We start from the raw sequence: 24,907 nt of genomic DNA on the forward strand, positions 1-24,907 counted from the left end.
CGTTTTAAACGCTGTGAGAAATAAAATAATCCATCGGGTTTTTGCAGTAATAAAAAACCAAATCCCTTATAAAAAAGATTTGGTTTTATCATAGAAATCGGGATGACAAGATTGAGCAAAACAAAAATTAAATTAATGACAACAATAAATCTCACCACAAAAATAAAAGCATCGAAACAAATCGTTTTCGATGCTTCACGAAACATAGACATTCATCAACAATCAGCGAGTAAGACTAGTGAAGTGGCTATTGCCGGAATAACTTCTGGCCTGATTAATTTAAACGAAACGGTAACCTGGCGCGGTAAACATTTTGGGTTTTATCTCACGCACAAAAGCCGAATTACCGCGATGAACTTTTACGATTATTTTGTGGATGAAATGGAAGAAGGAAAATTCAAATTCTTTAAGCACGAACATTTTTTTGAAGAACAAAATGATGTTACGATCATGAAAGATAAAATGCAATATGAAACTCCGTTTGGATTTTTTGGTAAAGTATTTGATTCTTTATTTTTAAAGAAGCACTTAATACAGTTTCTTTTAGAAAGAAATAAAGTACTGAAAGAAGTAGCCGAAAAACATATTTAAAATAATTTTCTTACTTTTATAAGTATTACAACCATTGTAAATCATTAAAAATAAACTTATGACTTTAAAAACTAAAATTTTATCGATAGCATTCTTCGCCATTTCTTTTATAGGATTTGCACAGAGTAATTGTGCAACTTTAAAAGGATGTGAAAGAAAATTATGTGAGCTGAATACGAAATTGGTCGCTGCTAAAAAAGCCGGTAATCAAAATCAAATAAAGGGAGTTGAAGAAGCTATTTCGAAAACCAAGAAAAACTGTACAACTAAAACCGTAACTAACGATCTTGACAAAAAGGTAAAAGAAAAGCAACAAAAAGTTAAGGAAAGAACAGACGATCTTAACAAAGCGATTAAAGATCAGGAAAGCAAAGAAAAAATTGCTAAGAAAAGAAAAAAACTAGATGAAGCTAAAGCTGATTTGAATAAGGCATTAGCGGAACAGAAAACGAAATAATTGTTTTAAAATTTTTATCTCGCAGATTGGGCAGATTCTATTATAAGTCTCTCTTTTTAAAAATAAATTTTCTTGTTTTATGGTTGCGTGAGGGATAGAAGTGGAAAGCCCACAGCCTGACGAAGGAAGTGCGAGGACTTGCAGCGGATAGCCCGACCCGGAGGGACACGCCCAAAATAACATTTTAAATATCTTCATAAAAAACCCGATGTTCAAAACAACATCGGGTTTTTTATTATGCTTTGAAAGGGAATCATATATTAAATGTCTTCTCTATTAGTAGCCTTCATTACAAAAGTAAAATACAAAAAAACGGTAAGGGTATTGATAAATAAATGCTCAAGAAAAACATAAATACTCATTGGAGGCATAAACCAGCTAAAAACGCAAGTTCCAAAATATGCACTTAGATAAAGCATTGTTTTTTGATAGATAATTACAATTTTTTTATTGATGTGAAACAACAAAAACAGCCATAAAATCAATTTATTATTTAGCGCCATCGCAAAAACCAAAGAAAAAGCACAAACGAATATGGTAACGCCAAAGTAAGACTCAATCATAAGAGGCCAGATAAAACAGATGAAGAAATTCCATCCAAAAAACAAGGCTATAAATTGCAAAAAAGTAAATTTAAATCTTAAAAAGTATATGTTTTCTTCCATAAAATATCATGAATACAATTTATAAAAATACCATCATTAACCACCAAAAAATGGGGACGCTTTCGACCCAGAAAGAAGTGTAATATCTGGATCTGTTGGTATTGGCAAAGAAAATAAAAAGCATTAACGTTACGACCATTATAAGATTGATGATAAGATCGTGAACTGTGAAGGACAAAATACCAACAATCCAAAATGGGACTAAAAGCGAAAAGCCTAGAATTTTAGTGCGCTTTACGCCTATGGTTTGCGGAACGGTTTTGAGATGCGGATCGTCATTGGCCAAATCGAGGATTTCGAAAACCAGGATCAAAACAAAAACCAATACAAAACGCTGAATGCATTTGGTAAAAAAGTTGGCGGTAAACGGAATTTCGGCATTTATATAAGGCAAAACCAAGGTGGCTCCTACCCAGCAAAGTGCCACAATATATATTTTTACTCCGGCCCAGTTTCGGGCATTTTTTTTATTGGGAAAAAATGGAAGTGTATAAAGTGCGGTGATGGCAAAAATGATGACAGAAACAACTTGAGTAATTCGCTTAAGATGGAAGAAATAATAGCCAACTAAAACGAGTGAAATTAGACTTAATGCAGCGATAATTTTTAATTGTTTTGTCATTGGTTTTTTCCTGACCCGAACCCATGCATCGTATTTAACAAAATTATACCCCACAATTGTTCCAAAAAAAACGAACAACGCCATTGACTCATCATATTGAATATGAAACATATGAAACGTTATTCGTACCAAAGCATAACATGATAAAGCCACATGAATGCTGCTATTGAGGTAAAAATCGAATATCTGTTTTAGTAGTTTCATTCTTTAAATCTAATCAATTATTAACAAATCAACTCTTTAGTTGTAAATTTCATAAAAATTGAAGTTAAAAATACCTATTAAATTATTAATAATACTTAATTTTGCGCCACAAAAAAACAACACATTTACTATAAAATGTAATAAACCTTGTGTTACACTTGATTAAGTCAAAGAAGATACATCGCGAATTGCATTGCCCTTAAAAAATTAGATAGCTACAAATGAGAACAGATGCTTTTGCTTTAAGACACATTGGCCCAAGAGAAACAGATCTTCAACACATGTTACAAACCATTGGGGTTGAATCGATCGAACAACTTGTTTACGAAACCCTTCCGGATGATATTCGTTTAAAAGCACCTTTGAATTTGGATCCTGCAATGACAGAATACGAATTTGCAAATCATATTCAGGAATTAGGGAAGAAAAATAAAGTATTCAAATCATACATTGGTTTGGGTTATCACCCTACTATCGTTCCTGCTCCAATTCAGAGAAATATTTTCGAAAATCCAGGATGGTATACCGCTTATACGCCTTATCAGGCAGAAATTGCTCAAGGTCGTCTTGAAGCAATTTTAAATTTCCAGACTACTGTTATTGAACTTACAGGAATGGAAATTGCAAACGCTTCTTTACTTGATGAAGGAACTGCTGCTGCCGAAGCTATGGCTTTGTTATTTGATGTTCGTACACGTGATCAAAAGAAAAACAATACAAACAAATTCTTCGTTTCTGAAGAAATTTTACCTCAAACTTTATCCGTACTTCAAACACGTTCTACTCCTATCGGGATTGAATTAGTAGTTGGGAACCACGAAAACTTTGATTTTTCTAATGAGTTCTTCGGAGCCATTTTACAATACCCGGGAAAATACGGTCAGGTAAACGATTATAGTGCTTTTGTTGCTAAAGCAAAAGAAAACGAAATCAAAGTTGCCTTTGCTGCCGATATTTTATCATTAGCCACTTTAACTTCTCCGGGAGAAATGGGAGCTGCAGTAGTAGTTGGAACTTCACAACGTTTTGGTGTACCAATGGGTTACGGTGGTCCTCACGCTGCATTTTTTGCAACTAAAGACGAATACAAACGATCTATGCCAGGTCGTATTATTGGAGTTTCTATTGATGTAAACGGAAACCGCGCTTTACGTATGGCTTTAGGAACTCGTGAGCAACACATTAAACGTGAAAAAGCAACTTCAAATATTTGTACTGCTCAGGTTTTACTGGCAGTTATGGCCGGAATGTACGCGGTTTACCACGGACCAAAAGGATTACAATATATTGCAAACAAAGTTCACGCATCGGCGGTTACAACTGCTGAAGCTTTAAATAAATTAGGCGTTTTTCAAACTAATACAGCTTACTTTGATACTATTTTAGTAAAAGCTGATGCTCAAAAAGTAAAAGCAATTGCTGAGAAAAACGAAGTAAACTTCTTTTATGTAGATGCTGATACGATTTCTATTTCGTTAAACGAAACGACTTCAATTAACGACATCAACCAAATTATTGCGATTTTTGCTGAGGCTTTAGGTAAAGAAACTTTCACCGTTGCTGAATTATCTGCTACAAGTCAGTTACCTGCTTCGTTAGAAAGAACATCTTCTTTCTTAACGCATGATGTATTCAACAATCATCATTCGGAAAGTCAGATCATGCGTTACATCAAAAAATTAGAGCGTAAAGATTTATCATTGAATCATTCGATGATTTCATTAGGTTCTTGTACAATGAAATTAAACGCAGCTTCAGAAATGTTGCCTTTATCAATGCCAAACTGGAACAGCATTCACCCATTTGCACCAGTAGAACAAGCTGAAGGTTACATTACAATGCTTAAAAAATTAGAGCAACAATTAAATGTAATTACAGGATTTGCCGGAACAACATTACAACCAAACTCTGGAGCTCAGGGAGAATATGCTGGTTTAATGGCGATTCGTGCTTACCACTTATCAAGAAACGAAGGTCATCGTAATGTATGTTTAATTCCATCATCAGCTCACGGAACCAATCCTGCTTCTGCAGCTATGGCGGGAATGAAAATCATCGTTACTAAAACGACTCCGGAAGGAAATATTGACGTAGAAGATTTAAGAGAAAAAGCAATTGAACACAAAGATGATTTATCTTGTTTAATGGTAACTTATCCTTCGACTCACGGAGTTTTCGAATCTTCGATTATTGAAATCACAAAATTAATCCACGATAACGGCGGATTAGTATATATGGACGGTGCAAACATGAACGCGCAAGTTGGGTTAACAAATCCTGCTACAATTGGTGCCGACGTTTGTCACTTAAACTTACACAAAACATTCGCTATTCCTCACGGTGGTGGCGGACCTGGAGTTGGACCAATTTGTGTAAACGAAAAATTAGTTCCGTTTTTACCAACCAACCCAATCCTTAAAGTAGGTGGTGAACAAGCCATTACAGCTATTTCATCTGCACCTTACGGATCAGCTTTAGTATGTTTAATCTCTTACGGTTACATCACAATGATGGGAGCTGAAGGATTAAAAAGTGCTACAGAACACGCTATTTTGAATGCTAACTACATGAAATCTCGTTTCGAAGGACATTACCCAATTCTTTATACTGGAGAATGCGGAAGAGCAGCTCACGAAATGATTTTAGATTGTCGTGCATTCAAAGAAAACGGAATCGAAGTTGGTGATATCGCAAAACGTTTGATGGATTACGGTTTCCACGCTCCTACGGTTTCTTTCCCTGTAGCAGGAACTTTAATGATCGAACCAACTGAATCTGAAGATTTAGCAGAATTAGATCGTTTTTGTGATGCGCTTATTTCAATCAGAAAAGAAATTGAAGTTGCAACAGCCGATGATAAAAACAACGTATTGAAAAATGCACCACACACCTTGGCAATGTTAACAACTGACAATTGGGATTTCCCTTATACAAGAGAAAAAGCGGCTTACCCATTAGATTACATCGCCGAAAATAAGTTCTGGCCATCAGTTCGTCGTGTAGACGATGCTTACGGTGACAGAAACTTAGTTTGCAGCTGTGCTCCAATAGAAGCTTACATGGAAAACTAAAAATCAGTTTTCTAATATTATATCCAAACCCGACAGGTCTTTAAACTTGTCGGGTTTATTTTTTGTTTGAGTTTTCAACAGCATAACGTAAAAATTGAAAACTGAAACAAAAATCTAAAATCAGAAATCAGAAATCTATCATCTAAAATTTTAATCTGGGCGTGCCACCATCGCGGTAAAAGGGCTAATTCACTTTCCGCATATTCGCCCTTTTACCGCGATGCTGTCGGGCTATCCACGCTACTTCGGTAGCTAGCTCCTATCCCTCACGCGAGCAAAATGTCATTACACCGCTTCAAAACTTTAAAATAAAACTTAAGGTTTTCTAATTTTTAACACTTTTTGAAACTTCGGCTTTATTTGTAACAAAACACCAAAAAGCTTTAACATTCTTCCGAAAAAAAATATGTCAAAAAACAAAACTCAAACGTTTGAAATCTCGGTTAAAGTCAAATTTCATTAAAAAATTAACAATAAATCCTATAAATATTTATTATTTCATAATTATATGCATGCATAGTATTTTTTATGATAGTTATCATGATTTTATTTATACTTTAGCAATAAATTTATCGGATAATTACTGAATAATGAAAATAAAAATAATTGGTATAGGAAGTTATATTCCAAATAAAGAAGTAAGCAATACAGACTTTGGTGATCACGTTTTTCTAAATGAGGACGGAACTCCTTTTGCTTATCCTAATGAAGTTGTAATTAAAAAATTCAAAGGTATTACCGGAATCGAAAACCGTCGTTATGCCGAAGATCAACATACCTCATCTGATTTAGCCTTTTTTGCTGCCGAAAGAGCACTTGAAAACGCTAAAATCGATCGCGAAACATTAGACTACATCATATTTGCACATAACTTTGGCGATGTAAAATCCGGAACAAATCAATCGGATATTTTGCCAAGTTTAGCAACACGTGTTAAAAATAAACTAGACATTAAAAACCCTAAATGTGTAGCTTACGATATTCTTTTTGGATGTCCGGGCTGGATTGAAGGAGTTTTGCAAGCCAATGCTTTTATCAAATCAGGTATGGCAAAACGTGTCATGGTAATTGGAGCCGAAACGCTATCAAGAGTTGTAGACGATCACGATCGTGATTCTATGATTTATTCTGATGGTGCCGGAGTTTCAATTCTTGAAGCTTCTGATGACGAAGCAGGTTTACTATCTTACGAAAGTGCCACTTTTGCAAATGATGAAGCCAACTTTTTATTCTTCGGAAAATCATACAACCCAGATTTAGATCCAGACATTAAATACATAAAAATGTACGGTCGTAAAATCTACGAATTTGCCTTAAGTCAGGTTCCATGTGCGATGAAAAGTTGTTTAGACAAAAGCGGAATCGGAATTGATGAAGTGAAGAAAATCCTTATTCATCAAGCCAACGAAAAAATGGACGAAGCTATTATTGCCCGTTTTTACAAATTATACGATAAAACCGCTCCTGAAAACATTATGCCAATGAGTATTCATGATTTAGGAAACAGCAGCGTTGCAACTGTACCTACTTTGTACGACTTATTGATTCAAGGGAAATTAGAAAATCACGAAATTAACAAAGGCGATGTTGTCATTTTTGCTTCAGTTGGAGCAGGAATGAATGTGAATGCATTTGTATACCGATACTAGTCGCAGTTTACAGTCACAGTATTCAGTTTAGAAGACTGTAAACTGCGACTCTAAACTGAAAACTAAAAAGTCCGCATCTTAATAGTGCGGACTTTTTTAGTATATTTGCGACCTAATTATAAAATCAAGAACGAGAGATTGTTTCGTTCCTCGCAACGCTATGTACGAAAAAACGTTTCCGAATAAAAGATTCAAACTTACCTTAGAGTTTTTACAAAAACACGTTAAAACATCAGAGACTATTTTTGATTTTGGTGTACCAAATCCGTTTTCTAAAATAATGGAAGAAAATGGTTATACCGTAAAAAACACAAAAGGCGAAGATTTAGACAACGATCAAACGGCGCTACAAACCGAAGATTATACCGTTTTTACTGCATTCGAAATTTTCGAACATTTGCTAAATCCATATACCATTCTGCAAAACGTAAAATGTGACAAATTGTTAATTTCAATTCCGTTACGTTTATGGTTTTCTCCGGCATATCGTTCTAAAACTGATATGTGGGACAGACATTACCACGAATTCGAAGATTGGCAATTAGACTGGCTTTTAGAAAAAACAGGCTGGAAAATAACCGATCGCCAAAAATTTACACATCCTGTAAAAAAGTTTGGTTTCAGACCCTTATTAAGATATTTTACTCCAAGATATTACATCGTTGTTGCGGAGAAAATAAAAGCATAAATAATAAATTCCAATATTTAAATTCCAAATTCCAATTTTAGCCACATCGGTAAGATTGGAATTTGGAATTTTAGAAGATTGCGATTTATTCTCAAGATTTGGAATTTTTAAAAAATTGGGATTTAATTAAAAAAACATGAAGTATTATATCGTTATTCCCGCGCACAACGAGCAAGATCTAATTGGTCTGACTTTGCAATCTTTAGTTTCCCAAACTGTTTTGCCATCAAAAGTTGTGGTTGTAAACGACAATTCGACTGATAAAACAGAAGAAGTGGTTTTGGGATTCGCAAAAGAAAATCCGTTTATATCTGTTGTCAATAAAACTTCAGACGCGATTCATATGCCAGGAAGTAAAGTCATTCAGGCTTTCCAAAAAGGTTTTGAAACACTGGATTCTGATTATGATATTATTGTAAAGATAGATGGCGATTTAATTTTTCCACCTAATTATTTTGAAACGATTATCAAACATTTTGAATCCGATCCAAAAGTTGGAATGGTTGGAGGATTTTGCTACATCGAAAAAAATGGCGACTGGATATTAGAAAACCTAACCGATAAAGATCATATTCGCGGTGCATTAAAAGCATATCGAAAAGCAACTTATCAGCAAATTGGAGGTTTACGACCAGCAATGGGTTGGGATACTGTAGACGAATTACTTTGCAAATACTATGACTGGAAAATAGTTACAGACGAATCTTTGCATGTGAAACACCTTAAACCAACAGGCGCTAATTACAACAAAACGGCCCGTTATAAACAAGGAGAAGCTTTTTATACTATAGGTTACGGTTTTTGGATTACCGCAATTGCATCGGCAAAATTGGCGATGATGAAGAAAAAACCATTTTTATTTTTAGACTATATAAGAGGTTTTTGGAAAGCAAAAAAAGCCAAAACACCTTTATTAGTTACACCCGAACAAGCTAAATTTATAAGAAATTACCGTTTTCAGAAAATGAAACAGAAGCTTTTTTAGTTTTTAAAACTTAAAAAACTGTAAAGTGAAACTGTAAACTGTAAACTAATCCTTAATTTAGCCAATATTACTAAAATTATGATGCTAATCCGTTATATATCTCAACTAGGAAGATATTTTTTAATGCTGAAAGAAATTTTTAACAAACAGACGAAATGGTCTGTGATGAAAAAATTAATTTTTAAAGAAATCGATGATTTAATAATCGACTCTCTGGGCATTGTTTGTTTTATCTCTTTTTTTATTGGAGGAGTTGTTGCCATTCAAACTGCATTAAACTTAACTAATCCATTAATTCCAAAATATTTAATTGGTTTCGCTACACGTCAATCTGTGATTCTGGAGTTTGCTCCTACTTTTATTTCGGTAATTATGGCCGGAAAAATGGGATCTTATATCACCTCTAGCATTGGTACAATGCGTGTTACAGAACAAATTGATGCTTTAGAAGTTATGGGGGTTAATTCATTAAACTATTTGGTTTTCCCTAAAATAGTAGCTTTATTAATGTATCCTTTTGTAATTGGTATTAGTATGTTCCTTGGTATTTTTGGTGGATGGCTTGCTTGTGCTTACGGAGGATTTTCGACAAGTGAAGATTTTATTCAGGGAGCTCAAATGGAGTTTATTCCTTTTCATATTACATACGCTTTTATTAAAACCTTAATATTCGCAATGTTATTGGCTACAATTCCGTCTTTTCACGGATATTACATGAAAGGTGGAGCATTAGAAGTTGGTAAAGCAAGTACAGTATCATTTGTATGGACATCTGTTTGTATCATTCTTTTTAATTACATATTAACTCAATTATTATTAGGATAATGATAGAAGTAAAAAACATAGAAAAATCATTTGGTGACAGTAAAGTTTTAAAAGGGGTTTCGACCGTTTTTGAAACCGGAAAAACCAATTTAATTATAGGACAAAGTGGATCCGGGAAAACCGTTTTATTAAAAACTTTGTTAGGTATTCATACTCCAGATTCAGGAACAATCGAATTTGACGGTAGAGTTTACTCAGAATTAGATCCAGACGAAAAAAGAGAATTAAGAACTGAAATTGGAATGGTTTTTCAAGGAAGTGCTTTATTTGATTCGATGACTGTTGAAGAAAATGTGGCTTTCCCATTGAAAATGTTTACCAACGATAACAACTCTAAGATTCAAGAACGTGTTGATTTTGTTTTAGAGCGTGTTAACTTAGTTGATGCACATAAAAAATTACCTTCTGAAATTTCCGGAGGTATGCAAAAGCGTGTGGCGATTGCCCGTGCAATTGTAAATAATCCGAAATATTTATTTTGCGATGAGCCTAACTCTGGTTTAGACCCGAACACCTCAACTTTGATCGATAATTTGATTAAAGAAATCACCGAAGAATACAATATCACCACCGTAATTAATACGCACGATATGAACTCGGTAATGGAAATTGGTGAGAATATTGTTTTCCTAAAAAAAGGAGTAAAAGCGTGGCAAGGAACTAAAGAAGAAATCTTTAGAACTGATAATAAAGATATCGTAAAATTTGTCTACTCTTCGAACTTATTCAAAAAAGTGAGAGAAGCATATCTTAAGGGATAAAAATTCCAATATTTTAAATTCCAATATTTTAAATTCCAATTCTGGAAGAACTCAATAAAAAAATTCCAAATTCCAACTGCATCAGTTTTGGAATTTGGAATTTTTTATTTGGAATTTCCTTCGGTTGGAATTTGGAATTTAAAATATTGGAATTTTCATCAGGTTTACTGTAAGTTTATCAACTCTACCTCAGCATTTGGATTAAACAAATAGGTTTTTCCTGAGCTTATTTCGATACATTCAAAACGTTTGGTTCTAACAGCTAACTTCTTGAATATTTTTCCATTTTGAATTCTGAATACACTTCCGTACGGGATTTCAAAAACGTAATTTTTATCGTTTTGCGCATCGTATTGCTTTAAAGCCAATGACAAAGTAGTATCAGTATCACTACTCGCAGATGGATTCTTAAAATGCCTCGCTAATAAGGGTAATAATTGCCCCGGGAAAATCTCCGGACGAATAAACGGAATCATCATGCGTTGAAAAGTATGTTTCCATTCATTTCCGTGGGGTTTTATTTTTCGCCCAAATCTTTCAAATGCTACCAAATGCGAAATCTCATGAATTAACGTAATCAAAAAACGATACTTATTTAAACTGGCATTTACCGTGATTTCATGTTTACCACTTGGGCCTCTCCTATAATCTCCATGACGCGTTTGTCGCTCATTTACGATTTTAAGATGAACCTGATTGGCAACAATCAAATCAAAGACAGGCTTTACAGCATGTTCAGGTATATATCTTGCTAATGTTTCGATCAATTTTTTTTAAGTTAAAAGTTATATGTGAGAAGTTAAAAGTTTAATATTGAGAATTTGGAATTTGGAATTTTTAAAATTGGATTTTTAACTAAGGATTAGTAGAAGAAACTTCCAACACTTTTCCGTTAAAATATTTATTTCCGTTAAGGGTAAAATCATAAATATAAGTCGCCATTCCTTCTGCAGAAATTGGCGCTTGATAACCCGGGAAAGCTTCATTTAACATTTCGGTCTGAACAGAACCCAGAGCGAGAACATTAAACGAAATTCCTTGTTCCTTGTATTCTTCTGCCAATAATTCTGTCAAAGTAATTACAGCTCCTTTGCTTGAACTATAAGCGGCTAATCCTGCAAATTTAAGACTTCCTCTTACTCCACCAATTGAACTAATGGTTACAACATGACTTCCTTTTTGAAGATAAGGCAAACAAATTCTGGTAAGATTGGCTACAGCAAAAACATTTACTTTATAAATACTTTCAAAATCAGCCTGAGTAGTTTCTGCAAAAGGCTTCAATAGTAAAGCGCCCGCATTATGAACTACGGCATCAACTTTTTTCCAGGTTGAGGATAAAAATTTATCCACTTCTGTCAAAGCTGTTTCATCTGCCAAATCTATCGAAAGGCAAGTGATATTTTGATGTTCTAAAAGCGTTTGAGGTATTTTTCTGGAAATGGCTAAAACCTGATTTCCGGCATTAGCAAATTGTAATGCTAATTCGTAACCAATTCCTCGACTGGTTCCGGTAACAATAATATTTTTCATAAAGCAAAAATAAGCAAAACCTATAAAAAGACCGGTTATTTATTCATTGTAATTTCCTGTGTAGGCGAAGTCGCAATTTTTGTCACCGCCGGCAAAAACTCCTGAATAAAAGCAGTCATATGCGGAATATCCATTAACTTAAATTCATCTGAAACATGATGATAGAATTCAAAATTTTCAAAATCGAAAGTACTTATAGACTGACATGGTTTTTTGAATGCTTCATAAAACGAATAATTATCAGATCTGTAAAACAATTGATACTCGGCTTCTTTTGGTAAAAAACCAATCGTCTTTTTTCCCGTATATTCATTAATCTTTTCTGCCATATTCGATTTATCGAAACCAGTGATGTACGCCAGATAATCGCGTTTCATAGGTACACCAATCATTTCGATGTTCAATTGTGCGTATAAATTGAAGTTTTGTTGCTTTAGTTTTTGCACCAGACTTTTAGATCCTAACAAACCTTTTTCTTCTCCTGCAAAAAACACAAAAAGTATACTGCGTTTATTTGCTTTTGTTTCGCTAAAATATTTCGCCATTTCTGCAACGGCAGTTACTCCGGATGCATCATCGTTGGCTCCGTTATTGATCATATCGTCTTGTTTGTTTTTCTCTAAACCAATATGATCATAATGCGCGCTTAAAACCACAAATTCTTTTTTAAGCACAGGATCTGTTCCTTCAAGAACACCAACAATATTAAATGCCGGCGATTTGAAGTTGGTAAGTGTATCACGATAAGAACTAAAGTATGGTTTTACATTATTTTTCTTTAAGAAATCTTCTAAAAAAACTGCTGCTTTTTCGATTCCTTTTGTTCCGGTTTCTCGCCCTTCTAACTCATCTGAAGAAAGGTATTTGAGGAAATCTGAGACGTCATTTTGTTTGACTTGATAGGTAATTTCAAGTGGCTTTGAAACTGATTTCGAACTCTTGTCGCTTACCGCTGTGGGATTCGACTTGCAGGCTAAGAAAACTAACGGAATAAGAAAGTAAAGTCTTTTCATGAATGAAAATTTTAGTTAGACTTTAGAACTTATATCTCTAAAGCCGGTCGTTTAAAATATTTTTTATACACTTTAAATACCTGATAACTTCCTAAAAAAACAAAAAGCAACGGAATAAAAACAGGCATTAAATACTTTGAAAAATGACTTGATTTTTGAAAAAGAGTCTGCAAAAGTACAATGAGACTAAACATTCCTAAAAAAACGCCTATCAAAGTTCCTGCAATATAATAATATTTTAACTTTCTTTCTATTGTAATAAACTTTCCGTTAAGCAAATATAGATTCCAACTGGTCCAGAAAGGAAGTTGCAAGAAATTAAAACAATTTAAAACCACGCCAATTACAAATGGCGAATACATTAAATACTCTTGTAAATAATTGTGTGATTTGGTTGTTTGCCTGAAATTAAAATAAAAAAAGAAGGCTAAACCAAACATAAAAACAATCGCGAAAAAATCGATTACTTTCATCAATCGCTTGTTTTCGATAAGTTGTTTGGCAAAAAGTAACGTAAAGTAAATTACAAAAGTCTCGACAAAAACAACTCCAAATAAAAAGAAAACCAAATTATGAAGTCCTGATTTTGAATAAATTTCAAGTCCTGCTAAGTTTAAATATCCCAACGGAATTGAACCTAGAAAACTTACCAGAAATCCTATCGAAATATTTTTTATTCTTTTCATTTTTAAAAATTCATGATTTTACTGTTTTGTGCCAAATGCAATCTGTATTCGCGCATTCCGTCTTTGTGATCTAGGTATGGAACACCCATTTTATGATTTTGAACACTAATTTCATACATATAAGTAATGTGCCTTGCCAATTCTTTCCAGGCAAACCAAACTGAATGTTTAGGATCGTAAATATGCGTGGGTTCGCTTGCGGCTCCGTTGAGTTCTACAATCTGAAAATTTTCTCCGCGTTCTAATTCTTCAAAAGTATTATACATGATGTCGAAGCGTCCAAAATAAAATTCAGGAATCTGAGTTGCAATTTCATTAATGGTCGCGGTAAGTTTTGGCGTAATCAAATGGCTGCCATCGAGAAATTTTGCGCCTCGGGCATGATTCCCAAACGGAACCAAATTCATTACTTCGCCTTTCTTTAAAATTTGGTATAATTGATCTCCGTATTCTTCTTTTAAAGATTCAAGCTGAAATTGAAATCGTGGCGTTTTATAAATTAAATCTTCAATAGTGGAAATTCCGTCACCAATAACATTCAGGAATTCTTTAGAAACAATTCCCGTAATTTTCCCTTCTTTTTGAAGAGGATGACGCACATAAAAAATACCTACTTCTTGTTTAAACGGGATTAAATCTTGTATTAAAAAATCGAAACTTGCTTTTTCAGCATACTCTCTTAATTCAGAAACCGTTTTGATTTTTTTTACGCCAGAACCACGCAAACCAATATCAGGCTTTGCGATAAACGGAAAATAAATTTGTTTTTCAACTACTATATCAACTATCGCCTTCAAATTGGTATTTTCCCGAATCAGAATAGTTTTGGGATAATATTTTTTAGGAAGTAAATCATAAATCTTTTTTTTACTTTCCATAATAAATCCTCCGTTCTTAATTTGAGGATTAGAAGCATTAAAGAAAAATATCGATCTGGCTTTGATCGCATAATACGCCCAAAGGAAATAAATAGGAACATACAAAACCTGAAACGGCCAATATTCCCAATTGGTGATTTTATGAAAAAGTAGTTTCATCTTTATTTATTTAAATACTAATAAAAGAGGTCGAAAAATATTGTGCATTTAGCAAATCATAATACTGCATCGTTCCTTTATTTTGTTGAATTATTGCCTGCGTAACGTTTAAGGTTTTCAAGTTATTTTCTCTATTAATAACCAACCCGTTTTCTGAATCTTCGCGTTTGGTGTTTTGATGAAAACTCAACATTTCTGAAGCCGAGATTTCCTTTTTATCCTGTAAAAAATCAACAAACCACGAAGCTCTTTCTTTTCGAACCTCAGCTGAATATAAAGTAACCGATGACCAAATATGGTTTTGAGATTCGTCTAATGGTCTTGTTCTTTTTTCTAAACCATCCCAAATTAATTCATACAGCATTGAATCCTGAAACAAAACCAGTGTAAAAGGTTCGATATCTTCCAGATTAATTTGTTGCCAAAAATCTTTTGGCGAAGCATCAGCAATAATATCCAAAGCAATTAATCCGCGGCTCTTTCGATAAGAAAACTTCGGTTTATGTTTTTCAATTCCGCCATTAAGGAGAACTACAACATTTCCGTATTCGTCTATCGCAAACCAGGTGCCTCCGGCTTTTGGATCTTTTGGATAGGTGATATTTTTACCTTTATGGAAATAATTTCTAGGTGAAATCGCTTCAGGGCGAATTACTTTTTCGTCCCGATTTGAAGTTATAATGACAACTCCATTCGTATTAATATAACTTACTGTACACATTGTTTTCTATATTCTATAGTCGAGCGCGCTACGCCAAAATTTTCATTAATCGAAATATTTTCAAATGGCAAAACGGCCACTTTTATCAAAGCCTGATGATGAATGCAATGTTCCATATTATAAAGTAATTCTCTATAATAACTACTTTGAATCCTGATGGCAAGTCCGTCGATTATTTGTTCCAGATAAAGCGTTTTGTTTTCGCTTTTCAATCCTGATTTTATCTCGATAATGCATTGTTTCGCAAATTCGGTTTCAGTTTGAATTTGGGTATTTCTATCACGATTATCATAATTTAAAACCCCAAAATCATAACCATTTTCAAGACATTGAAACATCTCGATAATATGTCTCGTGTGTTCACCAATCGTTGCGCCGCTTAAAGCTTCGCAAGATTTTGAATATTGCTGATCAGACAACTGATCTAATAGATAAATTAATTCATCTAAACTATAACGTATTGATTTTAGTAACATGGCTATTTGAAATTTAGAAGATTAAACAATTTGTTTTTATTGAAGTAAAGCAATCCTAAGCAACATAATAAAGTAATAACGGCTAGTAAAAAGAGAAATCCTCCGTCATTTTCTACCACTATTCCTAACACCAATAAATGGGATAAAATAGCGCCAGTCATTATTCCACATCCGCCTAAAGCACCAATCCATGTGGTTTTTGGAATTAAAATTAAAACCGCCACAATAAGTTCTGCAATTCCTGAACCTATTCTTCCGTAAGGTTCTGCTCCCAAAGCCGAGAAAATATAAATACTTTCTGCAGCTCCGCTGAATTTAAAAAATAAGGTCTGCAGCAAAATTCCCGCAGCAACAATTCTTAGAATCAAGATTGTATTTTCTGTTTTCATGGCGAACTTTATTTATATGTTTTTTTCCAGTTATTGTCGGCCTTAGTTTTAAGGTTGGTCTGATCCTTGTTCCAACTTTTTAAGGTGTTATTAAAATACGCGTTGTAAAACAGGTATAGTTTACCGTCGATAATCTTAAAGGTTTCCGGATTTATTTCGACCTTTTCTCCCGCGCTTCCCATTGCATAAGCACACCATCCTCCGTATTGAGGTTCGTATTTTGAAGGATTTTTTAAGAATGCTTCTTTATTTTCGCTTGACGAAAATTTATAAACCACACCCTGATAAGATGTTGTGAATTCCTTTTTCCCTTTAATGGCTTTTCCATCGGTAAAATACCCAACAGGATCATATCCCTGAATGGCAACTTTATTTTCTAAATTGTATTGTTCTATTCTTTTGGCATCATTTTGAGCGAATGAAACACCTGAAATCAAAATCAGCACCAATAATACTAGCTTTTTCATCTTATTTTATTTGATAGTTTTTAATACTGAAACAAGTAATTCGTTTGTGATGCGATGCTTAAAATCAGGCGAAATGTATTCGAATAAAATAGCGCTTTCCGGGTTTACCACAAAAACTGACGGAACGGGCAATAAACTAGTATTCATCCCTTTAGAATGTACGTTAATTACAGATTTATAGTTTTCCGGGGCTTCAAAAGCAATACCTACTGCTTTTATTAATTCTCCTTTTGAGTCAGAAAGCAAGGTGTATTTTACTTTGTCGGTTGCTTCTGTAACTTTTAAGTTCTCCGGAGCATCAGGACTTATGGCTATAATTTGATATCCCAAATCAAGAATCTTTTTTTCGGCTTCAGCCAAAGCCTGCAAATGTGCATTGCAATACGGACACCAACCACCTCGATAAAAAACTAAAACTGTTTTTTTCTTTTTAAATAAATCAGCAAGCTGTACTTCTTTATTATCTGATGATTGTAAAGTAACATTGGGAATTTTTTCTCCTATTAATAAAGGAGCAATATCTGTGGCCGTTTTAGGAACAGCGGTTTGCGAATGAACAACAGAAGTTATGGTTGCTAAAACAATAAAAAGTATTTTTTTCATAATTTAATATTTTACATCTTTTTGATGATGTAAAATTATTGTACTATGAAAAAGCAAAATGTCGGCTAATTTACACTTCGCTTGAAATAATTAAATTTTGGTAATATCCGAAATGATAATTTCTTTTCTATTGTAGTTTAGGAGATTATTTGTTTCCATTTCATTCAGCAATTGTGTTGCGGTTTGTCTTGAAGTACAAATGATCTGAGCAATATCATTTTGGGTTAAATAGTTTTCCAGGGTCACTACATTTCCGTTTCGAACACCTTCTTGTTCTGCCCAGTCTTTTAGAAATTGATATAGTCTTGTTTTGGCATCTTTAGAAATTAAATTGGCATAACTATTTTTGATGCGTTTCATTTTTAAACCAACAAACTTGGTGTACGAAAGTGCCAATGTTGGATTTCTAAGCAATAAGTCTTCAAAATCCGACATCAAAAAACTACAAATTGCAACATCGTCTGAAAGTACTTTTGCATATTCCTCTACTTTATCGTCGGTTTCTAAAGTCAATTCGCCAAACAAATCTCCTTTCTGGATAATGTCTTTTATGGTTTCGTTGCCTTCATCGTCAATAGCAACAATTTTGATATTTCCTTTTTTAAGTAAAAAAATACGAGGTACATCTGAAGATGAAAAATAAATAATTTCTCCTTTTGATGCTTTTTTAAAACCTGTTATAATGCACAATTGTTTGATTTGAGAATAACTCAAGGTTCTAAACAATTTATGATCGCGCAAATACCAATATTTTAAATCTTCGTACATAAAAATTAAATCTGTTGCTGTAAATGTAATTAATTTAGTAGTTGCGTGTGATTATCTTTCTAATAAGTTTTAAGCACGCGGATTATACAGATTCGCTAACGCGAAGACACAGATTTAGACGAATTTTTTATTTTCAAAAATAATAGAAATCCGTTTTATCAGCGTTTTCGCGTTAGCGAATCCGCGTCATCAGCGTTCAAATTATAATTTAGCTTGACAAAAAAAAACCTTTTAAAGCCTAAACTTCAAAAGGTTTTTATGAATTATTTTATAGAAGATTATCCTGCAATTACAGATCTTGAAATTACGATTTTCTGAATTTCAGAAGTTCCTTCGTAAATCTGAGTAATTTTCGCATCACGCATAAAACGCTCTACATGGTATTCTTTTACATAACCATTTCCACCGTGAATCTGAACGGCTTCAACTGCCGTATCCATTGCTACTTGCGAAGCAAACAATTTTGCCATTGCACCACTTACATCATAGTTTTTATGTTGATCTTTATCCCAAGCTGCTTTCATACATAAATGACGCGCTGCTTCGATATTTACCGCCATATCTGCCAGTTTAAAAGCAATTGCCTGGTGGTTGCAAATTTCTGTTCCGAAAGCTTTACGTTCTTTAGAATATTTTAAAGCAAGCTCATAAGCTCCGGAAGCAATTCCTAAAGCCTGAGATGCGATTCCGATACGTCCGCCTGCAAGAGTTTTCATCGCAAACTTAAATCCAAAACCGTCCTCACCTATTCTGTTTTCTTTAGGAACTTTTACATCACTAAACATTAAAGAGTGTGTATCAGAACCACGAATTCCCATTTTTTGTTCTTTTGGTCCAATAGAAAAGCCCGGCATATCTTTGGTCATGATCAAAGCATTGATTCCTTTGTGTTTTAATTCAGGATGCGTTTGAGCAATTACCAAATAAACTGATGCAGTGTTTCCGTTTGTGATCCAGTTTTTTGTTCCGTTTACGATATAATGATCTCCCATGTCTACCGCAGTAGTTTTTTGCGAGGTTGCATCACTACCTGCTTCCGGCTCACTTAAGCAAAATGCTCCGTGAATTTCTCCAGAGGCTAATCCCGGTAAATATTTTTGTTTTTGTTCTTCGGTTCCAAATTCCTGTAAACCCCAACAAACTAATGAGTTATTTACAGACATTACTACAGAAGCTGATGCATCAACTTTTGAAATTTCTTCCATAGCAATAACATATGAAATGGCATCTAAACCGCTTCCTCCGTATTTAGGATCAACCATCATTCCCATGAATCCTAGTTGTCCCATTTTTTTTACTTGCTCAGTCGGAAAAATTTGTTTTTCGTCGCGTTCAATTACGCCCGGCAACAATTCGTTTTGAGCAAAATCTCTGGCAGCTTGTTGAATCATTAAATGTTCTTCGGTCAGATTGAAATCCATAGTTATACTTTTTTATTATTTCCCCTAAACCAAATTTTTAACATTTCGCTTAGCTGATGGTTATTTTTGTTTTTTGAATTGTTTTATTTCCTTTAAAAAAGGCTTTCAAAGATAATTTTTAAATGTGGAATTAACAATGCATGCATATAAAATTAATAGATTTGCAACAATTACGATATCGTTTTCGTAATAATAACGAAATTTAGCAATACTGACATTAAGTTTGCAATGTTTTCTCCAAATTTTAAGAATATAAATACAGTATAAAATGAGGTGAAACTTATGGCAAGGTTTGATTTATAACCTGAAAAAGATTAAACAAATCATAAAACGCGTAAATGTACGTAAAACAAGTCTTACTAATTTGATTATTAATTAAATACAATAAAAAAATTGAGATGACTCAAGAAAAAAACTCGCTAAAAAACGACGTTTAATTGATAAATTAACATTATTTTTGCCTAAAAATTATAAAATTGACAGAACATGAAAAAGATTTTACTATTCCTTACTCTCCTTTTAAGCGTACAATTTTCTACCGTTTCTGCCCAGACTCAATTAGATGTAAATGGGGTAACGGTTCCTAGAAAAATTGAATTTCAAAATAAATCTTTGCAACTTAACGGAGCCGGAGGAAGATCTAAAATGTGGCTCGAAGTTTATGTGCAAGCATTGTATTTATCTCAATTAAGTCAGGATCCTCAATTTATTATTGATAGTGATACTGAGATGGCAATTCGTATCGAAATTACATCGTCTATGGTTTCTTCAAACAAATTAACCAAAGCAATGAATACAGGTTTCGAAAAATCGGCTGGAAGTAATCTTGAGGAATTACGACCAAGAATTGAAGATTTTAAAAAATTATTAAGCGATGTTATTAAAGAAAAAGATGTTTTTATTTTAGGTTATAATCCGCTGGACCAAACTATCAATGTTTATAAAAATGAAGTTTTAAAAGGAAAAATTCCGGGATTCGATTTCAAAAAAGCATTGTTTGGCATTTGGCTTTCGAATAAACCAGTAGACGAAACATTGAAAAAACATTTATTAGGAATATAATTTTTCTATTAATTTTCATAGAATACTAAAGCCGAAAACACATTGTTTTCGGCTTTCTTTTTTTTGTTTGTTAAAATTGCAACAGAATACATTATTCGCATTATTCTATTTTATACTTTTACGCAAACTAAACATATCTCAACAAAATGAAAGATTTATTACAACAATTTGAAAATAAAGCACCTGAAATTGTTTTTAACTGGAAGGATTCTGAGACAGAAGCTGAAGGCTGGACTGTTATAAATTCGCTTCGCGGAGGAGCTGCGGGCGGAGGAACGAGAATGAGAAAAGGCTTAGATATGAATGAAGTTTTGTCATTGGCAAAAACAATGGAAGTAAAATTTTCAGTTTCTGGTCCTGCAATTGGAGGCGCAAAATCAGGAATTAATTTTGACCCGAATGATCCTCGCAAAAAAGGTGTTTTACAACGTTGGTACAAAGCAGTTTCGCCATTATTAAAAAGTTATTACGGAACTGGTGGAGATTTGAATGTGGATGAAATTCACGAAGTAATCCCAATGACAGAAGAATGTGGTGTATGGCATCCGCAAGAGGGCGTTTTTAACGGACATTTTAAACCAACGGAAGCGGATAAAATTAATAGAATTGGCCAATTACGTCAGGGTGTTATTAAGGTGATTGAAAATCCTAAGTTCTCGCCTGATGTAACCAGAAAATATACTGTTGCCGATATGATTACAGGTTATGGCGTTGCCGAAGCGGTTCGTCATTTTTATGCCACATACGGCGGAGACATAAAAGGTAAAAAAGCAATCGTACAAGGTTTTGGAAATGTAGGTTCTGCTGCTGCTTTTTACCTTGCAGAAATGGGCGCAAAAGTGATCGGGATTATCGATCGCGATGGGGGATTAATTAAAGAAGAAGGTTTTTCTTTTGATGAAATTAAAACTTTATTCCTTAATAAAGACGGAAATAAATTGGTTGCCGATAATATGATTCCGTTTGAAGAAATCAATTCAAAAATATGGACGATTGGCGCTGAAATTTTCACGCCTTGCGCGGCATCAAGATTGGTACAACAAAGTCAGATTGATAGCTTAATTGCTAATGGACTGGAAGTGATTTCTTGTGGTGCGAATGTTCCTTTTGCTGATAAGGAAATTTTCTTTGGTTCTATTATGGAAGAAGTGGATCATAAAGTAAGTTTGATTCCGGATTTTATTTCGAACTGCGGAATGGCAAGGGTTTTTGCTTATTTTATGGAGAAAAAAGTTCAAATGACAGATGAGGCAATTTTTAATGATACCTCTGAAATTATAAAAAATGCGATTGTAAAAGCTCACGCTTTGAATCCATCAAAAACAAATATTAGTGCAACTGCTTTTGAAATTGCATTGAAACAATTAGTATAATTTTCTTTATACTTCAATTCTAAGCGGGCTAAATTTTAGCTCGCTTTTTTTATTTAAAGCTTAACCGCAAAGTTCGCAAGGGTTTACGCAAGGTGCGCTAATTTATTTCTCGCAAAGTCGCAGAGTCGCAAAGTTTTTCTTTTTTAAGTTTTTCTTTGCGACTCTGCGACTTTGCGAGATTTAAAAAAATAGCTTTGCATGCTTTGCGTAAACCCTTGCGAACTTTGCGGTAAAATTCTCCCTTTGTTTCTAAACAATTTTTACTACTTTTAAACGTTTTTATTAAATACTATTACATAATTCAGAATCAAAATGACTTTTACGGATTCTTCAGATAAAAAGAAATCTCTATTAATATCTACAGCTATATATGCTGTTTTGTTGTTGCTTTTATTTTTCATTCGTTTTTGGCCTCCTTATAATCCTGAAAATAATGCTGCACTTGCTTCAGGTGGCGGCGGTGGCGGTGTCACGGTCAATTTTGGAGATAGTGATTTGGGCTCAGGCGCAAATTATAAGAGTGAAGTTTTGGAGGTGAAAAATAATGTAAAACAAGCTCCTGCAAAATCTACTCCTGAAGAAGAAGCTATGATTAGTCAAGAAAATACAACAGCTGATAATGACGTTGTTATCCCAACGAAGGAAAAGCCTAAGAAACCTGTTCCTGTTGAAAAACCTGCACCAAAACCTGTTCCGGAAAAGCCTAAAGTTTCTAATTCTACAAATGATGCTTTGGCAAGTATCATGAAAGGATCGAATAAAGGTGGAGACGGCGATGATAAAGCAGCGGGAAATAAAGGAAAAGCAGGCGGAAGTTTAAGTTCAAACGGATATTATGGCACTGGAGGTTCCGGTGGTGGAACTGGCGGTGGAAACGGTACCGGAAATGGAATTGGTACAGGAAGCGGCTACGGAGCCGGAAGCGGCGGAGGTTCTGGCGGCGGATCTGGATATTCTTTAGGAACGAGAAAAGCGTTATCAAAACCTACACCAAAATATACTTGTAATGAAGCCGGAAGAGTAGTTGTTGAAATCACAGTAGACCAAAGCGGTAAAACAATTAGCGCGACTCCCGGAATAAAAGGAACCACTAATACGGCAAGATGTTTATTGGATCAGGCGAAAATTGCTGCAATGAATACCAAATGGGAAGCTGATGACGATGCTGCGGCGAAACAAGTTGGCAAGATTATTTATAATTTTAGTTTGGATTAAAAAACACGAATTTCACGGATTTACACTAATTATTGGATTTCGAATATATAAAAAGGCTTTCTGAAATATTTCAGAAAGCCTTTTTTATTGACTGATTTGTTATTTCGACGCAAGGAGAAATCCTCGCAAAGTAACCACGATCTTGTCATCCTGACGAAGAAAGGATCACACTAGTAGCTCGACAAAGATTGTAGAATTACTTTTGCGGAGTTTCGTGTGTGATCCTTCCTCCGTCAGGATGACAAGATTGTGTGCTTAATTCTAGTGGGATTGCTTCGTTCCTCGCAATGACACGTTATAGCTACTTTTTCTTCAATCTCTCTTCTATTCTCTTTCTTCTATTCTCTTTCTTCTTCCGCGTGAGGGATAGGAGCTGGCTACCGAAGTAGCGTGGATAGCCCGACCGCAATAAAAAAATGGGCGAATCAACGTTATGCTGATTGGCCCATTTTTTTATTGTGGTCACGCCCAAATTATCTTTTTACTTGGGGCTGGTAGCAATTACAAATTTTAAATTGTTCTTTACTCCTATTTGCAATACATCGACTAAATCCTGTACTTGCAGATTAAACGGAATTCTAACTACAACAGTTTGCTCTTTGTCTGCTCCTATTTTTGACATTAGGCTGGTTTCGAGGTTTTCAAAATCTACGGGTTCTTTGTCGATGAAGAACTTTTTATCTTCGGTAACGGATAAACTAATGAGTTGTTTGTTTGTTTTTTCATTTGATTTCGCTTTTGGCAAAGTCATCTTGATAACATTAGGGTTTGCAAGTGTTGAGATAATAAGGAAAAACAACAACAGGAAAAACATAATATCACTTAGTGATGAAGTGGCCACTTCGGCATGAAATCTTCTTTTTCTCTTAATAGACATACCTTATGCTCTTTGAATTATATTGACAAATTCTAATATTTGTTTTTGGATTTTTAAAGCAAAATCATCAATTTTTCCGTTCAATAAGTGGTAAGCGCTATAGGCAATAATACCTACGATTAGTCCTGAACCTGAACTGATCATTTTTTCGTATAATCCTCCGGAAATGTTTCCGATACTAATATTTTCTGTAACTGAGATGCTGTAGAAGATTTTGATAACTCCGGAAATGGTTCCGATAAATCCTAATGTTGGTGCGATACCGGCAATAAGTCCTAAGTGCCCTAAGCGTCTTTCCATTTCGCCAATTTCGATATCGGCAGCACGGTCCATGTTTGATTCAATTTCGGCAATTGGTCTTCCGATTACGAGAACTCCTTCTTTCAGGATATTTCCGGCAGCGGTATTGCTTCTTTCTACAATTGTTCTGGCCAACTCGATATTACCTGCATTTAGCTTGTCTCCTACATCCTGCATTAATCTTGGGTCAATTTTAGAGGCTTTGCTGATATATAGATAACGTTCTATAATAACGTAAAATGTATAGAATAATAATAAGGCAATCGGGATTAGGAAAAAACCTCCTTTTAAGATAAATCCTAAAACTGAGATCTCTGTATTTGGTGCAATTTTTTCGATAACTACGTTAGATGCGGCGTTTGCAATGGTATCTGTTTGTAATTGAATAAAACTAAACATATATTAATTCTGGTTTTTAATAATTAATTCTAAAAAATATTTGAAATTT

27 protein-coding genes are annotated in these 24,907 nt (G+C 34.2%); 11 read left to right on the forward strand and 16 right to left on the reverse strand.

Annotation, left to right across the window (positions count from 1 at the left end; genetic code table 11):
- Nucleotides 1-135: 135 nt before the first annotated feature.
- Together FLACOL7796_RS20040 and FLACOL7796_RS20045 are read left to right on the forward strand one after the other, a co-directional pair.
- Nucleotides 136-591 carry an SRPBCC family protein gene (locus FLACOL7796_RS20040; protein WP_173972573.1) on the forward strand — a complete coding sequence of 152 codons (456 nt, stop codon included), beginning with the start codon at nucleotides 136-138 and terminating at the stop codon, nucleotides 589-591.
- A 58-nt stretch (nucleotides 592-649) separates the two neighbouring features.
- Nucleotides 650-1,048: a DUF1090 family protein gene (locus FLACOL7796_RS20045; protein WP_173972574.1), complete on the forward strand. Its 399-nt coding sequence runs from the start codon at nucleotides 650-652 to the stop codon at nucleotides 1,046-1,048.
- Nucleotides 1,049-1,308: 260 nt separating this feature from the next.
- On the opposite strand, the gene FLACOL7796_RS20050 is transcribed toward FLACOL7796_RS20045, so the two are convergent.
- Entirely contained in the window at nucleotides 1,309-1,611 is a 303-nt protein-coding gene (locus tag FLACOL7796_RS20050; protein ID WP_173972575.1) for a hypothetical protein, read from the reverse strand.
- Nucleotides 1,612-1,732: 121 nt separating this feature from the next.
- Nucleotides 1,733-2,539, reverse strand: a complete 807-nt coding sequence (locus FLACOL7796_RS20055; protein WP_173972576.1) for a UbiA prenyltransferase family protein — start codon at nucleotides 2,537-2,539, stop codon at nucleotides 1,733-1,735.
- Nucleotides 2,540-2,760: 221 nt separating this feature from the next.
- Here FLACOL7796_RS20055 and gcvP point away from each other — a divergent pair, with 221 nt between their 5' ends.
- The 6 genes from gcvP to FLACOL7796_RS20085 all read left to right on the forward strand — a co-directional run bounded on the left by gcvP (nucleotide 2,761) and on the right by FLACOL7796_RS20085 (nucleotide 10,518).
- Nucleotides 2,761-5,610, forward strand: coding sequence for an aminomethyl-transferring glycine dehydrogenase (gene gcvP / locus FLACOL7796_RS20060; protein ID WP_173972577.1), 2,850 nt, complete (start codon nucleotides 2,761-2,763; stop codon nucleotides 5,608-5,610).
- Between the two features lie 590 nt (nucleotides 5,611-6,200).
- A complete protein-coding gene (locus tag FLACOL7796_RS20065) occupies nucleotides 6,201-7,259 on the forward strand; it encodes a 3-oxoacyl-ACP synthase III family protein (protein ID WP_173972578.1) in 1,059 nt (352 codons plus the stop codon).
- Between the two features lie 160 nt (nucleotides 7,260-7,419).
- Nucleotides 7,420-7,947 (forward strand): methyltransferase, encoded by a 528-nt coding sequence (locus FLACOL7796_RS20070; protein WP_173972579.1) that lies wholly within the window; start codon nucleotides 7,420-7,422, stop codon nucleotides 7,945-7,947.
- A gap of 136 nt (nucleotides 7,948-8,083) precedes the next feature.
- A complete protein-coding gene (locus tag FLACOL7796_RS20075; protein ID WP_173972580.1) occupies nucleotides 8,084-8,932 on the forward strand; it encodes a glycosyltransferase in 849 nt (282 codons plus the stop codon).
- Nucleotides 8,933-9,010: 78 nt separating this feature from the next.
- Nucleotides 9,011-9,757: an MlaE family ABC transporter permease gene (locus FLACOL7796_RS20080; protein WP_072960475.1), complete on the forward strand. Its 747-nt coding sequence runs from the start codon at nucleotides 9,011-9,013 to the stop codon at nucleotides 9,755-9,757.
- Entirely contained in the window at nucleotides 9,757-10,518 is a 762-nt protein-coding gene (locus tag FLACOL7796_RS20085) for an ABC transporter ATP-binding protein (RefSeq protein ID WP_173972581.1), read from the forward strand. Before FLACOL7796_RS20080 ends, FLACOL7796_RS20085 begins: the two co-directional genes overlap by 1 nt.
- 164 nt (nucleotides 10,519-10,682) lie before the next feature.
- Here the strand turns inward: FLACOL7796_RS20085 and FLACOL7796_RS20090 are convergent, their stop codons facing one another.
- From FLACOL7796_RS20090 to FLACOL7796_RS20145, 12 genes are all read right to left on the reverse strand, one after another.
- Entirely contained in the window at nucleotides 10,683-11,285 is a 603-nt protein-coding gene (locus FLACOL7796_RS20090) for a SprT-like domain-containing protein (RefSeq protein ID WP_173972582.1), read from the reverse strand.
- 88 nt (nucleotides 11,286-11,373) lie between these two features.
- Nucleotides 11,374-12,051 (reverse strand): SDR family NAD(P)-dependent oxidoreductase, encoded by a 678-nt coding sequence (locus tag FLACOL7796_RS20095; RefSeq protein ID WP_173972583.1) that lies wholly within the window; start codon nucleotides 12,049-12,051, stop codon nucleotides 11,374-11,376.
- Between the two features lie 35 nt (nucleotides 12,052-12,086).
- A complete protein-coding gene (locus FLACOL7796_RS20100) occupies nucleotides 12,087-13,064 on the reverse strand; it encodes a M20/M25/M40 family metallo-hydrolase (protein WP_173972584.1) in 978 nt (325 codons plus the stop codon).
- 29 nt (nucleotides 13,065-13,093) lie between these two features.
- A complete protein-coding gene (locus FLACOL7796_RS20105; RefSeq protein ID WP_173972585.1) occupies nucleotides 13,094-13,750 on the reverse strand; it encodes a hypothetical protein in 657 nt (218 codons plus the stop codon).
- 2 nt (nucleotides 13,751-13,752) lie between these two features.
- Nucleotides 13,753-14,787: an ATP-grasp domain-containing protein gene (locus tag FLACOL7796_RS20110; protein ID WP_173972586.1), complete on the reverse strand. Its 1,035-nt coding sequence runs from the start codon at nucleotides 14,785-14,787 to the stop codon at nucleotides 13,753-13,755.
- A gap of 10 nt (nucleotides 14,788-14,797) precedes the next feature.
- Complete coding sequence (locus FLACOL7796_RS20115; protein ID WP_173972587.1) at nucleotides 14,798-15,508, reverse strand: NRDE family protein; 711 nt, start codon at nucleotides 15,506-15,508, stop codon at nucleotides 14,798-14,800.
- Nucleotides 15,496-15,984, reverse strand: coding sequence for a DinB family protein (locus FLACOL7796_RS20120; RefSeq protein WP_173972588.1), 489 nt, complete (start codon nucleotides 15,982-15,984; stop codon nucleotides 15,496-15,498). Before FLACOL7796_RS20120 ends, FLACOL7796_RS20115 begins: the two co-directional genes overlap by 13 nt.
- A gap of 2 nt (nucleotides 15,985-15,986) precedes the next feature.
- Nucleotides 15,987-16,373, reverse strand: coding sequence for a DoxX family membrane protein (locus FLACOL7796_RS20125; protein ID WP_173972589.1), 387 nt, complete (start codon nucleotides 16,371-16,373; stop codon nucleotides 15,987-15,989).
- Between the two features lie 8 nt (nucleotides 16,374-16,381).
- Complete coding sequence (locus FLACOL7796_RS20130) at nucleotides 16,382-16,840, reverse strand: YHS domain-containing (seleno)protein (protein WP_173972590.1); 459 nt, start codon at nucleotides 16,838-16,840, stop codon at nucleotides 16,382-16,384.
- Between the two features lie 6 nt (nucleotides 16,841-16,846).
- Nucleotides 16,847-17,443 carry a peroxiredoxin-like family protein gene (locus FLACOL7796_RS20135; RefSeq protein ID WP_173972591.1) on the reverse strand — a complete coding sequence of 199 codons (597 nt, stop codon included), beginning with the start codon at nucleotides 17,441-17,443 and terminating at the stop codon, nucleotides 16,847-16,849.
- A 90-nt stretch (nucleotides 17,444-17,533) separates the two neighbouring features.
- Nucleotides 17,534-18,211, reverse strand: coding sequence for a Crp/Fnr family transcriptional regulator (locus tag FLACOL7796_RS20140; RefSeq protein WP_173972592.1), 678 nt, complete (start codon nucleotides 18,209-18,211; stop codon nucleotides 17,534-17,536).
- A 278-nt stretch (nucleotides 18,212-18,489) separates the two neighbouring features.
- A complete protein-coding gene (locus FLACOL7796_RS20145) occupies nucleotides 18,490-19,632 on the reverse strand; it encodes an acyl-CoA dehydrogenase (protein ID WP_072960457.1) in 1,143 nt (380 codons plus the stop codon).
- A 486-nt stretch (nucleotides 19,633-20,118) separates the two neighbouring features.
- On the opposite strand from FLACOL7796_RS20145, the gene FLACOL7796_RS20150 reads away from it, so the two are divergent.
- The 3 genes from FLACOL7796_RS20150 to FLACOL7796_RS20160 all read left to right on the forward strand — a co-directional run bounded on the left by FLACOL7796_RS20150 (nucleotide 20,119) and on the right by FLACOL7796_RS20160 (nucleotide 23,282).
- Nucleotides 20,119-20,694 carry a chalcone isomerase family protein gene (locus FLACOL7796_RS20150; RefSeq protein WP_173972593.1) on the forward strand — a complete coding sequence of 192 codons (576 nt, stop codon included), beginning with the start codon at nucleotides 20,119-20,121 and terminating at the stop codon, nucleotides 20,692-20,694.
- 146 nt (nucleotides 20,695-20,840) lie between these two features.
- Nucleotides 20,841-22,067 (forward strand): Glu/Leu/Phe/Val dehydrogenase dimerization domain-containing protein, encoded by a 1,227-nt coding sequence (locus FLACOL7796_RS20155; protein WP_173972594.1) that lies wholly within the window; start codon nucleotides 20,841-20,843, stop codon nucleotides 22,065-22,067.
- Nucleotides 22,068-22,379: 312 nt separating this feature from the next.
- On the forward strand, nucleotides 22,380-23,282 hold the full coding sequence (locus tag FLACOL7796_RS20160; protein WP_173972595.1) for an energy transducer TonB: 903 nt from the start codon (nucleotides 22,380-22,382) through the stop codon (nucleotides 23,280-23,282).
- 481 nt (nucleotides 23,283-23,763) lie between these two features.
- Here FLACOL7796_RS20160 and FLACOL7796_RS20165 read toward each other — a convergent pair whose 3' ends face one another.
- Together FLACOL7796_RS20165 and FLACOL7796_RS20170 are read right to left on the reverse strand one after the other, a co-directional pair.
- Nucleotides 23,764-24,159 carry an ExbD/TolR family protein gene (locus FLACOL7796_RS20165; RefSeq protein ID WP_173972596.1) on the reverse strand — a complete coding sequence of 132 codons (396 nt, stop codon included), beginning with the start codon at nucleotides 24,157-24,159 and terminating at the stop codon, nucleotides 23,764-23,766.
- 3 nt (nucleotides 24,160-24,162) lie between these two features.
- Nucleotides 24,163-24,858, reverse strand: coding sequence for a MotA/TolQ/ExbB proton channel family protein (locus FLACOL7796_RS20170; RefSeq protein WP_173972597.1), 696 nt, complete (start codon nucleotides 24,856-24,858; stop codon nucleotides 24,163-24,165).
- Nucleotides 24,859-24,907: the final 49 nt, after the last annotated feature.

The organism is Flavobacterium bizetiae, from assembly GCF_902804475.1.
Lineage (GTDB): Bacteria > Bacteroidota > Bacteroidia > Flavobacteriales > Flavobacteriaceae > Flavobacterium > Flavobacterium bizetiae.

Coding starts and splice junctions, on each gene's coding strand:
- FLACOL7796_RS20040 (WP_173972573.1), top strand. CDS start 136: ATGACAACAATAAATCTCACCACAAAAATAAAAGCATCGAAACAAATC.
- FLACOL7796_RS20045 (WP_173972574.1), top strand. CDS start 650: ATGACTTTAAAAACTAAAATTTTATCGATAGCATTCTTCGCCATTTCT.
- FLACOL7796_RS20050 (WP_173972575.1), bottom strand. CDS start 1,611: ATGATTGAGTCTTACTTTGGCGTTACCATATTCGTTTGTGCTTTTTCT.
- FLACOL7796_RS20055 (WP_173972576.1), bottom strand. CDS start 2,539: ATGAAACTACTAAAACAGATATTCGATTTTTACCTCAATAGCAGCATT.
- gcvP (WP_173972577.1), top strand. CDS start 2,761: ATGAGAACAGATGCTTTTGCTTTAAGACACATTGGCCCAAGAGAAACA.
- FLACOL7796_RS20065 (WP_173972578.1), top strand. CDS start 6,201: ATGAAAATAAAAATAATTGGTATAGGAAGTTATATTCCAAATAAAGAA.
- FLACOL7796_RS20070 (WP_173972579.1), top strand. CDS start 7,420: ATGTACGAAAAAACGTTTCCGAATAAAAGATTCAAACTTACCTTAGAG.
- FLACOL7796_RS20075 (WP_173972580.1), top strand. CDS start 8,084: ATGAAGTATTATATCGTTATTCCCGCGCACAACGAGCAAGATCTAATT.
- FLACOL7796_RS20080 (WP_072960475.1), top strand. CDS start 9,011: ATGATGCTAATCCGTTATATATCTCAACTAGGAAGATATTTTTTAATG.
- FLACOL7796_RS20085 (WP_173972581.1), top strand. CDS start 9,757: ATGATAGAAGTAAAAAACATAGAAAAATCATTTGGTGACAGTAAAGTT.
- FLACOL7796_RS20095 (WP_173972583.1), bottom strand. CDS start 12,051: ATGAAAAATATTATTGTTACCGGAACCAGTCGAGGAATTGGTTACGAA.
- FLACOL7796_RS20100 (WP_173972584.1), bottom strand. CDS start 13,064: ATGAAAAGACTTTACTTTCTTATTCCGTTAGTTTTCTTAGCCTGCAAG.
- FLACOL7796_RS20105 (WP_173972585.1), bottom strand. CDS start 13,750: ATGAAAAGAATAAAAAATATTTCGATAGGATTTCTGGTAAGTTTTCTA.
- FLACOL7796_RS20110 (WP_173972586.1), bottom strand. CDS start 14,787: ATGAAACTACTTTTTCATAAAATCACCAATTGGGAATATTGGCCGTTT.
- FLACOL7796_RS20115 (WP_173972587.1), bottom strand. CDS start 15,508: ATGTGTACAGTAAGTTATATTAATACGAATGGAGTTGTCATTATAACT.
- FLACOL7796_RS20120 (WP_173972588.1), bottom strand. CDS start 15,984: ATGTTACTAAAATCAATACGTTATAGTTTAGATGAATTAATTTATCTA.
- FLACOL7796_RS20125 (WP_173972589.1), bottom strand. CDS start 16,373: ATGAAAACAGAAAATACAATCTTGATTCTAAGAATTGTTGCTGCGGGA.
- FLACOL7796_RS20130 (WP_173972590.1), bottom strand. CDS start 16,840: ATGAAAAAGCTAGTATTATTGGTGCTGATTTTGATTTCAGGTGTTTCA.
- FLACOL7796_RS20135 (WP_173972591.1), bottom strand. CDS start 17,443: ATGAAAAAAATACTTTTTATTGTTTTAGCAACCATAACTTCTGTTGTT.
- FLACOL7796_RS20140 (WP_173972592.1), bottom strand. CDS start 18,211: ATGTACGAAGATTTAAAATATTGGTATTTGCGCGATCATAAATTGTTT.
- FLACOL7796_RS20145 (WP_072960457.1), bottom strand. CDS start 19,632: ATGGATTTCAATCTGACCGAAGAACATTTAATGATTCAACAAGCTGCC.
- FLACOL7796_RS20150 (WP_173972593.1), top strand. CDS start 20,119: ATGAAAAAGATTTTACTATTCCTTACTCTCCTTTTAAGCGTACAATTT.
- FLACOL7796_RS20155 (WP_173972594.1), top strand. CDS start 20,841: ATGAAAGATTTATTACAACAATTTGAAAATAAAGCACCTGAAATTGTT.
- FLACOL7796_RS20160 (WP_173972595.1), top strand. CDS start 22,380: ATGACTTTTACGGATTCTTCAGATAAAAAGAAATCTCTATTAATATCT.
- FLACOL7796_RS20165 (WP_173972596.1), bottom strand. CDS start 24,159: ATGTCTATTAAGAGAAAAAGAAGATTTCATGCCGAAGTGGCCACTTCA.
- FLACOL7796_RS20170 (WP_173972597.1), bottom strand. CDS start 24,858: ATGTTTAGTTTTATTCAATTACAAACAGATACCATTGCAAACGCCGCA.